Source organism: Curtobacterium herbarum (genome assembly GCF_016907335.1).
Classification (GTDB): domain Bacteria; phylum Actinomycetota; class Actinomycetes; order Actinomycetales; family Microbacteriaceae; genus Curtobacterium; species Curtobacterium herbarum.
Genome location: NZ_JAFBBT010000001.1, coordinates 1,588,252 through 1,601,608, shown reverse-complemented (window position 1 = coordinate 1,601,608; position 13,357 = coordinate 1,588,252). Strand labels below are relative to the sequence as shown.

The window sequence follows — 13,357 nt, the reverse complement described above, 5'->3', positions numbered from 1 at the left end:
CTCCCACAGCGACGACGGGCGACGTCCGGCGCTCCGCGAGGTGCACCGACCGTCGCCCGCCGCGAGGTCCTGCTGGTGGTCCGACCGACTACTGGTAGTCGGGGTGTGCCCGCAACCAGGCCTGGAACTGCTTCACGGCCACCTCGTGCTGCGCCAGCGTGTCCGAGAACACCGTCTCCCCGGTCTCCAGGTTCACCGTCACGAAGTAGTGCCAGTTGCCGGTCGCCATCTTCGTCACGGCGGTGATGGCGAGGTCCCCCGGGTTGGAGATCGGCGCCGGCGGCAACCCCTCGTGCTGGTAGGTGTTGTACGGGTTGGACTTGTCCGCGCGCTCGTCATCCGTCGTCGTGACACGGTGCGTGTTCCCCGTGCCGTAGGCGACCGTCGCGTCGGACTGCAGCAGCATCCCGTCGTCGAGTCGGTTCTGGAACACCCGGGCGACCTTCGGGTAGTCGGCCGCGAGACCGGCCTCCTTCTGCACGAGCGACGCGAAGACGACCACGCGCTCCTGGTCGGCCTCGGCGACGCCGGCGGCCTTCAGGTGCTGCTTCATGGTGTCGACCATGGTCTGGAAGTACTGCTCCGCCGTCCACTTCGGGTTGATCGGGTACGTGGCGGGGAACAGCCAGCCCTCGAGCGTGGTGACACCGGAGGGCAGCCCGTAGGCGGAGACGTCCTTCGCGGCCGCGTCGACGTCGGCCTTGCTCAGTCCGGCCTTCGAGACCATGCCGGCCTCGATGTCCTTCAGGGCGGTGCCCTCGGGGATCACGATCGACGGATCCTCGACGCGGTTGGACTTGTCCTGCAGCGCGGTCAGCGCGGCCTTCGAGCTCATCTTCTTCCGGAGCGAGTACGAGCCGGGCTGGAACTGCACGTTCGGGGACGAGAGCAGGAGCTGGTAGAAGACCTTCGAGGTCTTCACCACGCCGCTCCGCTGCAGCGTCGCCGCGACGTCCTCACCGATGTCGCCGTCCTTGATCGTGATCGTCACCTTCGAGGTGCCGTCACCGGTGTAGTCGTCGCTCTCCTGGGCGCCGGAGATCGCGCTGGCGATCGCCTGGATCTTCGGGGCGGCGAAGTCGTAGGCGACCGCGCCGCCGGCGACCACGATCGCCACGATGACGACTCCCGCGATGATCGGGCCCTTGCGGCGCGGTGGGCGCTCGTCGCGGGACGGCCGGGAGGCACGCCCACGTCCGCCACGTCGGCCGCGGTCGTCGCCGCCACGGCCACGGCCACCGCGGCCGTCGTCACCGGTACCGCCGGTACCGCCGGTACCGCCGGTGCCGTGAGCGTCCGTTGGGGCGTCGGCGGCGGCTTCGCCGTCGACCCCCTGCCACGTGCCGCGTCGCCGCGCGGGCTGGTCGTCGTCGACGTCGACCGCCGCACCGCCGGCACCGTCCGCGACGGGGTCGCTGGTGAGCGAGCCGCCGAGCAGGGCGTGCACGTCGGGGTGGACGTCGGCGTCCGTGGGAGCCGGGCCGGCGACGGGGCGGGGGGCGGGCCTCCCGGCATCGTCGGCCGGGAACCCGCCGGTCGGTGCTGACCGTGTCCGGGCTGGCTCTGCCTGGGCGTCGTCGGACAGCGTGCTGTCGGGACGGGCGCCGTCGGGACGGGCGCTGTCCGGACGGGCGCCGTCGGGACGGGCGCTGTCCGGACGTGCGCTGTCGGGACGGGCGGCCGCTTCGGCTCGCGCCCGTGCGGCTCGGGCTTCCCGACGCGAGAGCGGCGGGTCCTCCGTGGGTGTCTCGGTGGGTCCCTCGCCTCGGCGGGGTCCGGGGCGGTCACTGCGCTCGGCGTCGCTGCCGGGCGCGATGATCGCGTTCCAGTCCAGATCGTCTGCCAACGGTCCTCGGTCTCTCGGTCGGGAACCCCGGGCGGCTCCGGAGGCGCTGGGGCGGGTCCGGGAGGGCAGCTGTCAGGGGAGTTCGGCCCCGGGTGGGGCGCCTGCTGCGCGCTCGTGGTCGAGCGCATGTTGCAGAATGATAACAGCGGCCGCTTGGTCGATCACGGCCCGGGACTTCTTCGTGTTCTTCCCCGCCTGGTGCAGCCCGCGCTGCGCGGTGACCGTCGACAGCCGTTCATCCACCAGGCGCACCGGCCGGTGCGCCGCGATCCGCGCCGCGAACGCCCGGGCGTCGGTGGTCGACGGGGTGTCCCCGCCGGACATCGAGAGCGGCAGACCGACGACGACCTCGAGCACGTCGTACTCGTCCGCGATCGCCAGGATCCGGCGGAGGTCGGCGGAGTCGTCACGACGAACGGTCTCCACCGGGGTCGCGATGAACCCGTCCCGGTCGCACACGGCAACACCGATCCGGGCGCGGCCGACGTCGATGCCGAGCCGGCGCCCGGAGCGGATCACCACCGTCAGGCCGCGATACGGTCGGACACGGCGCGGAGGGCCGCGGGCAGCGCCGACACGTCGGTGCCACCACCCTGCGCGAGGTCCGGCTTGCCGCCGCCACCACCGCCGAGGACACCGGCGGCCTCCTTGGCGAGCGGGCCCGCCTGGACGCCGGCGGCACGGGCGGCGTCGTTCGTCGCGACGATCACGACCGGCTTGCCGCCGACGACGGCACCGAGCACGACCACGGCCGCGTCGGAGCCGAGCTGGCCGCGGACGCCGGTGGCGAGGGCACGCAGGTCGTCGCCCGAGGACAGTCCGTCGACGACCTGCGCGACGAGTGCCACGGCACCGACCCGCTCGGCCGTCCGGGCGATCGTCGGCACGCGCTGCTGCAGGTTCGCCGACTCGAACTCGGCGATCCGCTTCTGGGCGGACTTCAGGTCCTCGAGCAGGGACTGCACACGGCCCGGCAGATCGTCGCGCGGCGCCTTGAGCGCGCTCGAGAGCTGGGACACGATGGTCCGCTCGACGGCGAGCTCACGGAAGCCCTCGAGTCCGACGAGGGCCTCGACGCGGCGGTTGGTCGACCCGACGCTGGACTCGCCGACCAGGTTGACGAGGCCGACCTGGGCGCTGGAGGCCACGTGGATGCCACCGCAGAGCTCGCGGGACCACGGACCGCCGATGTCGACCATGCGGACCTCGGCGCCGTACTTCTCGCCGAACAGCGCCTGTGCGCCGAGGGCCTTGGCGTCGTCGATCGGCAGGATGCGGGTGGAGACCTCGAGGTCGGAGCGGATCGCGGTGTTCACGACCTCCTCGATCTCGGTGCGGGTCTCGAGCGACACCGGCTGGCTCCAGGAGAAGTCCAGGCGCATGTAGCCGGCCTTGTTGTACGAACCGGCCTGCAGCGCCTCCGGGCCGAGGACGTCGCGGAGCGCCGCGTTCACCAGGTGCGTGGCCGAGTGGGCCTGGGTCGCACCACGGCGGTACTCGGCGTCCACCAGGGTCGTCGCGGGGTCACCGACGCCGACCTCGCCGGAGCGCACCTGCACGGTGTGGCTCCAGAGACCGGACACCGGACGCTGCACGTCGAGCACCTCGAGGTCGAAGCCGTTGCCGACGATCGAGCCCTGGTCGGCGTCCTGGCCGCCGGACTCGGCGTAGAGCGTGGTCTGCCCGAGGATGACCTCGGCGATGTCACCGGCGGCCGCGCGGTCGACACTCCGACCGTCGACGATGAGACCGAGGATCCGGCTCTCGGCCTGCAGTGCGTCGTAGCCGAGGAAGACGGTCTCCCCCGCGGCCCGGAACGCGCTGTAGACGCTGAGGTCGGCGAGAGCGGTCTTCTTGCTCTTCGCGTCCGCCTTGGCACGCGAGCGCTGCTCCGACATGAGGGTCTCGAACGCGGACCGGTCGACGTGGACGCCGGCCTCCTCCGCCATCTCCATCGTCAGGTCGATCGGGAAGCCGAACGTGTCGTGCAGCAGGAACGCGGTGTCGCCACCGATCGACGGGCGGCCGTCCTGCTTGGCCCGGTCGACGGCGACGTCGAGGATCGTCGTGCCCTGCGCGAGCGTGCGGAGGAACGTCTCCTCTTCCGCGTAGGCGATGCGGGCGATGCGGTCGTACTGCTCGTCGACCTCGGGGTAGGCGTCCTGCATGGCGTCACGCGACGCCGGGAACAGCTGGGGGAAGGTCGCGCCCTCGACCCCGAGCAGCCGCATCGCGCGCACCGTGCGGCGGAGCAGGCGGCGGAGGATGTAGCCGCGGCCCTCGTTCGACGGCGAGACACCGTCGGTGATGAGCATGAGCGCCGAGCGGACGTGGTCGGCGATGACCCGCATCCGGACGTCGTCCTCGTGGTCGGCGCCGTAGCGACGACCGGAGACCTCGGCGGCCTTGTCGAGGACCGGGCGGACCTGGTCGATCTCGTACATGTTGTCGACGCCCTGCTTGATGAAGGCGACGCGCTCGAGCCCCATGCCGGTGTCGATGTTCTTGTTCGGCAGTTCGCCGGTGATCTCGAAGTCGTACTTCGATCGCACGTCGGCGATCTGGTACTGCATGAAGACCAGGTTCCAGATCTCGACGTAGCGGTCGTCGTCGGTCGCCGGGCCGCCGTCGATGCCGTACTCGGGACCGCGGTCGAAGAAGATCTCCGAGCAGGGGCCGGCCGGGCCGGGCTGCCCGGTCGACCAGTAGTTGGTGTCCTTGCCGAGGCGCTGGATGCGGTCGTCCGGCAGCGTCGAGTGTCGCTTCCAGAAGTCGATCGCCTCGTCGTCCTCTTCGTAGACCGTGACCCACAGGTCGTCCGCCGAGAACCCGAGCCCACCGTCGGACTCCGGGTTCGTCAGGAACTGCCAGGCGTACTCGATCGCCTGCTCCTTGAAGTAGTCCCCGAACGAGAAGTTGCCGTTCATCTGGAAGAACGTGCCGTGCCGCGGGGTCTTGCCGACCTCTTCGATGTCGTTCGTGCGGATGCACTTCTGGACGCTCGTCGCGCGCGGGTACGGCGCCGGGATCAGCCCGGTCAGGTACGGGATGAACGGCACCATGCCGGCCACCGTGAACAGCAGCGACGGGTCGTCCGAGACGAGCGACGCGGACGGGACGACGGTGTGGCCGCGGTCACCGAAGAACTGGAGCCAACGACGGCGGATCTCTGCGGTCTGCATGGTGCTTCCTGTAGGGCGTGTGGCGGGGACGGGAGGCTCGGGGTGGGTCAGGTGGGCGTCTGGCCGTTCGGGCGCAGCTCGGCTTCACGCGAGCGGTACCCGTCGGCCACGGCGCCCGTGAAGGCCTTCGCCCGGGCGTCGACCTGTGCGAGGAGGTGCGCTGCGGACGGCGTCCGGCTGACGCGCTGTGCGGCGACGAACCCGATGACCACGCCGACGGCGACGAAGAACAGCTGCTTCACGGTGCCTCCCTCTCGCGTGCGCCGGAGCGCACGTCGGACAAGCGTAGCGCGGGGACGCAGAACGGCGGGCCGCCCTCCGAGGAGGACGACCCGCCGTTCACACAGCTGCTGGGATCAGCGGGCTGCGTAGTACTCGACGACGAGCTGCACTTCACAGGTCACGGGGACCTCGGCGCGCTTCGGGCGACGGACCAGGCGAGCCTGGAGCTTGTCGATCTCGACCTCGAGGTAGCCCGGGACCTTCGGGAGGACTTCCTGGTGGCCACCGGCAGCGGCGACCTGGAAGGGCTCGAGCGACTCGGAGCGCTGCTTGACGTGGATCAGCTGGCCCTCCTTGACGCGGAAGGAGGGGCGGTCGACGAGCTTGCCGTCGACCAGGATGTGACGGTGCACGATCAGCTGGCGGGCCTGCGAGGTGGTGCGGGCGAAGCCGGCACGGAGCACGAGGGCGTCCAGACGCGTCTCGAGGGTCTCGACGAGGTTCTCACCGGTCAGACCGGCGGCCTTGCGGGACTCTTCGAAGACGATGCGGAGCTGCTTCTCGCGGATGCCGTACTGGGCGCGCAGACGCTGCTTCTCACGGAGACGGACGGCGTAGTCGCTGTCCTGACGACGGCGCGTACGGCCGTGCTCACCGGGGCCGTAGGGGCGCTTCTCGAGGTAACGGGCCGCCTTCGGCGTCAGCGGGATGCCGAGCGCGCGAGACAGGCGGGTCTTGCTGCGGGTGCGTGACTTGGTAGACACAGGGTCCTTTTCTCTGTACTGAACTGAAGGTGTCACGGGTCTCGGAGCGCGCACGCACCGACGGACCCCGTGACGGGATCCAGAGGGATGAGCCTGTGGGATCGGGCGGCTACAGCCCGAACCTCTGCCCCCGTGCCGGTCAGGTCCGTTCAGGACGTGTCCGACACTGTGTCCTCGACGCAGCCGCACGCGAGGACCAGGACGTAGGCCCGTCAACGATAGCAGCATCCTGCCCCGCCGTGGGGATCGGTCCGACCGCGCGTCGCGGGACTGCTCAGTCGCCGCGGATGATCCCGCGCAGTCGGTCCAGGCGCGGTCCGATCTCGCGTTCGAAGCCGTTGGCGGTCGGCGTGTAGTACTCGGTGCCGTCCAGGGCGTCGGGCAGGTACTGCTGGGTCGCGACGCCGTGCTCGGCATCGTGGGAGTAGACGTAGCCCTTGCCGTGTCCGAGCCGCTTCGCCCCGGCGTAGTGCGCGTCACGGAGGTGGTTCGGCACGACGCCCATCCTCCCAGCCTTCACGTCGGCGACGGCCTGGTTGACGCCGTTGTAGGCCGCGTTCGACTTCGGCGCGGTCGCCAGGTAGACGACGGCCTCGGCGAGCGGGATCCGACCCTCCGGCATGCCGATGAGCTGCACGGCCTGCGCGGCGGCGACGGCGATCGGCAGCGCCTGCGGATCCGCCATGCCGATGTCCTCGGACGCCGAGATGATGATCCGTCGGGCGATGAACCGCGGGTCCTCGCCGGCCTCGATCATCCGCGCCAGGTAGTGCAGCGCGGCGTCGACGTCGCTCCCCCGGACCGACTTGATGAACGCGCTGATGACGTCGTAGTGCTCGTCGCCCTGCCGGTCGTACCGGAGCAGCGCGCGGTCGACCGCGGCGGCGACCGTGTCGGCGTCGACGACCGGGACGGTGCCGGCCTCGCGCTCGTCGTCGTCCTGTGCCGCCACGGCGGAGGCGGCCGCGGCCTCCAGGGCCGTCAGCGCACGTCGGGCGTCCCCGGAGGCCAGGCGGATGATCGCGGCACGCGCCTCGTCCCCGAGCACGACCGCACCGCGGAGGCCCCGGGCGTCCTCGACCGCGCGGTCGACGAGCATGCCGAGGTCCCCGTCGGTGAGCGGCTTGAGCGTGAGGAGCAGCGAGCGGGACAGCAGCGGCGAGATGACCGAGAAGGACGGGTTCTCGGTCGTCGCGGCGATGAGGATCACCCAGCCGTTCTCGACCCCGGGCAGCAGGGCGTCCTGCTGCGCCTTGCTGAAGCGGTGGATCTCGTCGAGGAACAGGACCGTCGTCGCGCCGTAGAGGTCGCGGTGGGTCAGGGCCTTCTCCATCACCTCGCGCACGTCCTTGACGCCGGCGGTCACGGCGGAGAGCTCCACGAACTCCCGCCCGGACTGGCGGGCGATCGCCTGCGCCAGGGTGGTCTTGCCGGTGCCGGGCGGTCCCCAGAGGATCACCGAGACGCCGCCGGGGCTCTCCCGCGAGCCGGTCGCCAGCTGCACGAGTGGCGATCCCCGGCCGAGCAGGTGCTGTTGACCGGCGACCTCGTCGAGGCTGGTGGGACGCATCCGGACGGCGAGGGGGACCGATCCCTGGGCCAACCCGGTCCGGCCGCCCGTCGTGGGCGCGTTCATCCCCGACCGGTCAGTTGCCATGCCACCGATCGTACGGGCCAGCACCGACGGGGCCGCACCGGGCGAACCGGTACGCTCGTTGCGACACCGCGACGAGAGGTCAGAAGAGCACCGTGGCACCGAAGAACCCGAGCCGTGAAGCCCGCGAGCGACTCCGTCTCTACCAGGCCAGACAGGGCCTCCACGAGCGTCAGCGACGACGTCGTGTCCGCGACAACGTCGTCGGGGCCGGTGTCCTCGTGCTCGTCGCCGCCCTCGCCACCGGCTCGCAGCTGGTGCACGCGTCGACGTCGGGTGCCGCCGGCGCATCGCCCAGCGCGAGTTCGACCGCCTCCCCCACGCCGTCGGCCAGCGCGACCGCTGGGAACACCGGGGACGTGCCGAGCAAGGGCATCGCGAAGGGCGCGACCTGGACCGGGACGCTCACGCTCAACAAGGACATCCGCCTGGGCATCGAGCTCGACGGCGCGAAGGCACCGCAGGCGGCCAGCGTCGAGATCGACCTGATCCGCAAGCAGTTCTACGAGGGCACCACGTGCCACCGCCTGGCGGACAGCACCGGCTTCCACTTCCTGCAGTGCGGGTCGGCGAACGGCGACGGCACGGGCGACGCCGGCTTCCAGTACGGCCCGCTCGAGAACGTGCCGAGCGACGGCACCTACGCGAAGGGCACGATCGCCATCGCCCGCGGCGCCACCCCCTCGTCGCAGACGACGCAGTTCTTCATCGTGACCGACGACACCACGCTCGACCCGTCCACGGGCGGCTACACGGTGGTCGGCAAGGTGACCAGCGGGCTGTCGGACCTGGTCGCGAAGGTCACGTCGAAGGGCATCGCCGACGCCGGCTCGGACGGCTCCGGGAAGCCGAAGGTGGCCACCGAGATCACCGGCGCGACCATCGCGCAGCAGAAGTAGTCCACAGCGAAAACGCACACGCCCGTCGCACGGCGCGGCGGTGCAATAGGCTGACGACCTGACCGTGCCGACGGTGACGTCGGTGATGCACGACCACGATCGAGGCGAGACCTGTGGCATCTGACGAAGCAACGACCTGGGGCCGGGTAGACGACGACGGGACCGTCTACGTCCGGTACGAGGACTCGGAGCGGGTCGTGGGCGAGTACCCCGACGCCTCCGCCGAAGAGGCGCTGGCCTACTTCGCCCGCAAGTACGCCGACCTCGAAGGCCAGGTGAAGATCGCGGAGCAGCGCGTCAAGGGCGGTGCGTCCGCCAACGACGTCGCCCGGACCGTCGAGCACCTGCGCAGCCTGGTCGCCGAAGCCCGCGTCGTCGGCGACATCAAGTCGCTCGAGGACCGCATCGGCGCCCTGACCGACCAGGTGGGGTCGCTCACCAAGGAACAGGCCGCGCAGGCGCAGGCTGCCCTGACCGAGGCCCTCGCCTACCGCACCGCCCTGGTGGAGGAAGCCGAGGCCCTCGCCGCGGTCGACCCCGCCCGTGCGCAGTGGAAGCAGGTGACCGCGCAGCTCGACGACGTGTTCGCCCGCTGGCAGCAGCACCAGCACGACGGCCCGCGCATCCCGAAGAACGACGCGAACGACCTGTGGAAGCGGTTCCGCACCGCCCGCTCGACGGTCGACCAGCACCGCCGTGCCTTCTACTCGGAGCTCGACTCGCAGCACCGCGACGCCCGGGCCCGCAAGCAGGAGCTCGTGCAGCAGGCCGAGGCTCTCGCTCCCCGCGGGTCCGACGCCATCCCGGCGTACCGCGAACTGCTCGACGACTGGAAGAACGCCGGTCGCGCGGGCAAGCGGCACGACGACGCACTCTGGGCCCGCTTCAAGGCAGCCGGTGACGTCCTGTTCGAGCAGCGCCACGCCGAGAGCACCGCTGAGAACGAGGAGTACTCGGGCAACCTCGAGGCGAAGCTCGCCCTGCTGACCGAGGCCGAGCCGATCCTGCAGATGCAGGACCGGGTGGCCGCGCGCAAGGCCCTCACGGACGTCCAGCGGCGCTGGGACGAGATCGGTCGGGTCCCCCGCGCCGACGTCCGCCGTGTCGAGGACCGCATCCGCGCCGTCGAGGACCACGTTCGGAGCCTCGAGGACACCCACTGGAAGCAGTCCGACCCGGAGCGCAAGGCCCGCCAGACGGGGCTGGCCAGCCAGCTCGAGGACGCGATCGCCAAGCTGCAGGCCGAGCTCGCCGACGCACAGGCCACCGGCGACGCCCGCAAGATCAAGGACGCGCAGGAAGCGCTCGACGCCCGCAAGATCTGGCTCGACGCCCTCGGCGGCTGATCCGCAGCAGCACGGACGAACGCCCCGCGACCGGATCGGTCGCGGGGCGTTCGTGTTCCGTCGGGTCCGGTCGTGGGACGTCAGGCGGTGACGGGCATGCCGAGGAGCAACCGGATGTCCAGGTCGTCCTGCCGCATCTGCGCCGCCAGTTCGTCCATGCCGCCGAAGGCCACCATGCCGCGGACGTAGGCGACGAACAGCACCGAGATCGTCTCGTCGTACAGGTCGATGTCGACGTCGAGCAGGTGCGCCTCGATCTGCTTCGCGGGCACGCCCTGGAACGTCGGGTTGTTGCCGACCGAGACCGCGGCCGGGTAGGTCACGCCGTCGTGCAGCACCCGGGCCGCGTAGACGCCGTCGGCGGGGACGAAGCCCTCGCACGCGGGTGCGAGGTTCGCCGTCGGGTAGCCCATCGCACGGCCTCGCTGGTTGCCGTGCACCACGACGCTCCGGACCGCGTGCTCCCGGCCGAGCAGTCGAGCAGCCTCGGCGACCCGGCCGACGGACAGGAGTTCGCGGATCCAGGTGGACGACACACGTCGCTCCCCCGCCACCCGGACGTCGTCGACCAGGTCCACGTCGTCGATGAGCTCGACCTGGAAGCCGTGGCGTTCGCCGAGCTGCCGGAGCAGGGTGACGTCGCCGGCACCGCGGGCACCGAACCGGAAGTCACTGCCCACGAAGACGAGCTTCGCGTGCAGGGTGTCGACGAGGATCTCCGACACGAACGCCTCTGCCGGCTTCGCCTGCAGCGCCGAGTCGAAGCGGAGCAGCAGCGTCGTGTCGACCCCGACCGCGTCCAGGAGTTCCCGGCGCTGGGCCGTGCTGGTCAGCGCCGGCGGCACACGCTGGGGGTCGATGACGTTGAGGGGGTGCTGGTCGAACGTGACGACGGTCGACACGAGACCGCGGCAACGGGCGGCGTCCTCGAGGTGCGCGATGACGGCACGGTGGCCGACGTGGACACCGTCGAACTTGCCGATCGTGACCGCGCTCGGTCCGAAGTCGTCGGGGACGTCGGCGACGTCGGCGTAGAAGTGCATGCGCGAGCTCTCCGTGGTCATCCGGCCGACGCCACGGACGCTGCGGTGCGGTGGTGCTTGCGGAGCCACCAGAGTCCGGCGATCGGCAGGACGAGCGGGGCGAAGGCGTACCCCATGCCGTAGTAGGACCAGATCGTCAGGTCCGGGAACAGCTGGCGGTCGACCAGCGAGAGCGTGCCGATCACGAGCACGCCCGTCATCTCGAAGACGATCGTCACGCAGGCGACCCGGTACCAGAACCGACCGGGCACGATCAGGGCGATCATCGCGACGATGTACACGACGGCGGCGATGGCGCTCAGCGTGTACGAGAACGGCGCGAAGGAGAACTTCTCGGCGATCTGGACGATGCTCCGACCGGTCGCGGCCAGGGCGAGGATGCCGTAGACCGCGATCAGGACCCGCCCGACACCGCTGGCCAGGGACGACGTCCGACGACTCCGTGCCGGTCGGTCGGTACCGGCGGAGGACTTGATCACCATTGCACCGATCCTACCGATCGTCCACGGGTCCCGGGCACGGGGAGCGGACGGTGGACGACCGCACCGGACCGCACGCGCTCGTCAGTTCAGCGCGAACCAGATCTGGTACATCCGGTAGACCATCACGGCGGCGGTGAACGCGCCGGCACCGAGCACGACGGTGCTCCACCGGGTCCGGTCGACGAGCGCCCAGACGATCGTCGCCGGCGGGACCAGCACGACCGACACCGCGTAGACCCAGAACTCGAGCACGTTGCCCCGCGGCGGGTTGCCGACCGCGGGGGCGACGAGCGAGACCACCAGCTGCACGAGGAGCAGCAGCTCGACGAGCGCGAGGCCGCCCACGGTGGCGTCGTTCGGCTTCCGGCCGATCAGGCCGAGGACGATCGCGACGAGTCCGATGACGCAGGCGATGGCGAACTGCACCCACATGAACCACTCGATCACGGTTTCGCTCCTGTCGCGGTCGGGAAGTTCGTGATGACGCGGAGCTGCCCGCGACGGACGGCGACCAGGCCGACGAGCCGGTCGGCACCCGTGGCGATCGCCGCGACCGGGCCGTCGGTGTCGGGGTGCTCGGCGGTGATCCGCTTGCCGTCGCCGAGGTCCTTCGCCTGCGCGCCGTCGAGCTGCACGACCGGGAACAGGCGGCGGGCGACGTCGGTGGGTCGGGCCAGGGCGGCCCGGACGTCGACCGTGTCGTCTTCGAGGTCGACGGCGTCCTCGACGGAGAACGGGCCGACGACGGTCCGGCGGAGCGCGGTGAGGTGCGCACCGGTCCCGAGGGCGGCCCCGACGTCACGGGCGAGCGCGCGGATGTAGGTGCCGGACGAGCAGGACACGACGACGTCGAGGTCGATCACGGCCACGTCGGCACCGTCCACCGAGACGACCCGGTCGGCGCGGCCCTGCACCTGGAACCGGTCGACCGTCACCCGACGGGCCTTGAGGGTGACGGCCTCACCCTTCCGGGCGAGGTCGTATGCACGCCGGCCGTCGACCTTGATCGCGCTGACCGTGGACGGCACCTGGTCGATCGGACCGCGGAGCGCCGCGACGGCCGCTTCGATCGCGTCGTCCGTCACCGCGTCCGCCGCGGCCCCGTGCGCCGTGACGGGGTCACCGTCGGCGTCATCCGAGTCCGTGCCGACGCCGAGCCGGATCGTGGCCGTGTAGGTCTTGCCGAGTCCGACCAGGTGCGTCAGGAGCCGGGTCGACGGGCCGACCCCGAGGATCAGCAGGCCGGTCGCCATCGGGTCGAGCGTGCCGGCGTGGCCGATCTTCTTGAGGTCCAGACGGCGCCGGGCGATCGAGACCACGCGGTGGCTCGAGATGCCCTGCGGCTTGTCGACGAGGAGGATGCCGTCGGGCGGGGTCACGAGCACCGGTCGAGACTAGCAGCGGGATCGTCGTGGAGCGCAGTCAGCAGGCGTCGTTCCACTCGCGCCGGGGGTGGTCCGGGTCGGTGACGTCGAGCACCGCGGACGCCGCGATCTTCACGTCGGCCCGCCGTTCGAGTCGGCCGGTCTCCTGCTCCACCCACAGCGACCAGCGCCACAGCGTGCGGGTGCTCGGGCCGAGGAGACCGTGCCCGTGCACGACGAGCACGCCCTCGCCGGCACCCGTGGTGCGGAACGGGGTCACCAGGTCGGTGCGCAGGGCGTCGGCGTCCGTGGAGGAGGCGGCCGCGGCCATCGCCTGGACCCCGTGCTGCTCGAACCCCGCGACGAGCGCCGCGGCGACGTGCTCCAGGTCGGTGCCGTCCTGCCCGTCGACGGCGATGACGGTGCGGTTCGTGCCGACCTGTGCGACCACCTCGCTCGCGATCGCGGCCATGGTGTCGATCTCCTGCGGTGCCCAGCGTGCCATGTCGACCACCGTAGGCTGTCGTGGTGAACGTGGGCAGAGCCTCCAGTCCG

General features: G+C 71.2%; 13 protein-coding genes. 2 read left to right on the top strand and 11 right to left on the bottom strand.

Annotated features, from left to right (window positions below):
• Window positions 1-88: 88 nt before the first annotated feature.
• From mltG to JOD51_RS07630, 6 genes are all read right to left on the bottom strand, one after another.
• Window positions 89-1,846, bottom strand: coding sequence for an endolytic transglycosylase MltG (gene mltG, locus JOD51_RS07655; protein WP_204607721.1), 1,758 nt, complete (start codon window positions 1,844-1,846; stop codon window positions 89-91).
• Window positions 1,847-1,918: 72 nt separating this feature from the next.
• Window positions 1,919-2,362, bottom strand: coding sequence for a Holliday junction resolvase RuvX (gene ruvX, locus JOD51_RS07650; RefSeq protein WP_204610972.1), 444 nt, complete (start codon window positions 2,360-2,362; stop codon window positions 1,919-1,921).
• An 8-nt stretch (window positions 2,363-2,370) separates the two neighbouring features.
• Window positions 2,371-5,028: an alanine--tRNA ligase gene (gene alaS / locus JOD51_RS07645; RefSeq protein WP_204607720.1), complete on the bottom strand. Its 2,658-nt coding sequence runs from the start codon at window positions 5,026-5,028 to the stop codon at window positions 2,371-2,373.
• A gap of 47 nt (window positions 5,029-5,075) precedes the next feature.
• The gene (locus tag JOD51_RS07640; RefSeq protein ID WP_204607719.1) at window positions 5,076-5,270 is read right to left on the bottom strand and encodes a hypothetical protein; all 195 of its coding nucleotides are present in this window, start codon (window positions 5,268-5,270) and stop codon (window positions 5,076-5,078) included.
• A 114-nt stretch (window positions 5,271-5,384) separates the two neighbouring features.
• The gene (gene rpsD, locus JOD51_RS07635; protein WP_110902175.1) at window positions 5,385-6,014 is read right to left on the bottom strand and encodes a 30S ribosomal protein S4; all 630 of its coding nucleotides are present in this window, start codon (window positions 6,012-6,014) and stop codon (window positions 5,385-5,387) included.
• A gap of 274 nt (window positions 6,015-6,288) precedes the next feature.
• The gene (locus tag JOD51_RS07630; protein WP_372377814.1) at window positions 6,289-7,671 is read right to left on the bottom strand and encodes a replication-associated recombination protein A; all 1,383 of its coding nucleotides are present in this window, start codon (window positions 7,669-7,671) and stop codon (window positions 6,289-6,291) included.
• Between the two features lie 92 nt (window positions 7,672-7,763).
• Here JOD51_RS07630 and JOD51_RS07625 point away from each other — a divergent pair, with 92 nt between their 5' ends.
• Entirely contained in the window at window positions 7,764-8,567 is an 804-nt protein-coding gene (locus JOD51_RS07625) for a peptidylprolyl isomerase (RefSeq protein WP_204607718.1), read from the top strand.
• A 113-nt stretch (window positions 8,568-8,680) separates the two neighbouring features.
• Window positions 8,681-9,913: a DUF349 domain-containing protein gene (locus tag JOD51_RS07620; protein ID WP_204607717.1), complete on the top strand. Its 1,233-nt coding sequence runs from the start codon at window positions 8,681-8,683 to the stop codon at window positions 9,911-9,913.
• A gap of 80 nt (window positions 9,914-9,993) precedes the next feature.
• On the opposite strand, the gene JOD51_RS07615 is transcribed toward JOD51_RS07620, so the two are convergent.
• From JOD51_RS07615 to JOD51_RS07595, 5 genes are all read right to left on the bottom strand, one after another.
• Window positions 9,994-10,956 carry a bifunctional riboflavin kinase/FAD synthetase gene (locus JOD51_RS07615; RefSeq protein ID WP_204610967.1) on the bottom strand — a complete coding sequence of 321 codons (963 nt, stop codon included), beginning with the start codon at window positions 10,954-10,956 and terminating at the stop codon, window positions 9,994-9,996.
• 17 nt (window positions 10,957-10,973) lie between these two features.
• The gene (locus tag JOD51_RS07610) at window positions 10,974-11,438 is read right to left on the bottom strand and encodes a hypothetical protein (protein ID WP_204607716.1); all 465 of its coding nucleotides are present in this window, start codon (window positions 11,436-11,438) and stop codon (window positions 10,974-10,976) included.
• An 81-nt stretch (window positions 11,439-11,519) separates the two neighbouring features.
• Window positions 11,520-11,885 carry a hypothetical protein gene (locus JOD51_RS07605; RefSeq protein ID WP_204607715.1) on the bottom strand — a complete coding sequence of 122 codons (366 nt, stop codon included), beginning with the start codon at window positions 11,883-11,885 and terminating at the stop codon, window positions 11,520-11,522.
• Window positions 11,882-12,823 carry a tRNA pseudouridine(55) synthase TruB gene (truB, locus tag JOD51_RS07600; RefSeq protein ID WP_204607714.1) on the bottom strand — a complete coding sequence of 314 codons (942 nt, stop codon included), beginning with the start codon at window positions 12,821-12,823 and terminating at the stop codon, window positions 11,882-11,884. Before truB ends, JOD51_RS07605 begins: the two co-directional genes overlap by 4 nt.
• Window positions 12,824-12,860: 37 nt before the next feature.
• Window positions 12,861-13,307 carry a hypothetical protein gene (locus tag JOD51_RS07595; RefSeq protein ID WP_204607713.1) on the bottom strand — a complete coding sequence of 149 codons (447 nt, stop codon included), beginning with the start codon at window positions 13,305-13,307 and terminating at the stop codon, window positions 12,861-12,863.
• Window positions 13,308-13,357 lie beyond the last annotated feature (50 nt).

What these genes read in the sequence shown, in the direction of transcription:
- alaS (WP_204607720.1), bottom strand. Translation starts at nt 5,028, where the DNA reads ATGCAGACCGCAGAGATCCGCCGTCGTTGGCTCCAGTTCTTCGGTGAC.
- JOD51_RS07615 (WP_204610967.1), bottom strand. Translation starts at nt 10,956, where the DNA reads ATGCACTTCTACGCCGACGTCGCCGACGTCCCCGACGACTTCGGACCG.
- JOD51_RS07610 (WP_204607716.1), bottom strand. Translation starts at nt 11,438, where the DNA reads ATGGTGATCAAGTCCTCCGCCGGTACCGACCGACCGGCACGGAGTCGT.
- JOD51_RS07630 (WP_372377814.1), bottom strand. Translation starts at nt 7,671, where the DNA reads ATGGCAACTGACCGGTCGGGGATGAACGCGCCCACGACGGGCGGCCGG.
- JOD51_RS07595 (WP_204607713.1), bottom strand. Translation starts at nt 13,307, where the DNA reads ATGGCACGCTGGGCACCGCAGGAGATCGACACCATGGCCGCGATCGCG.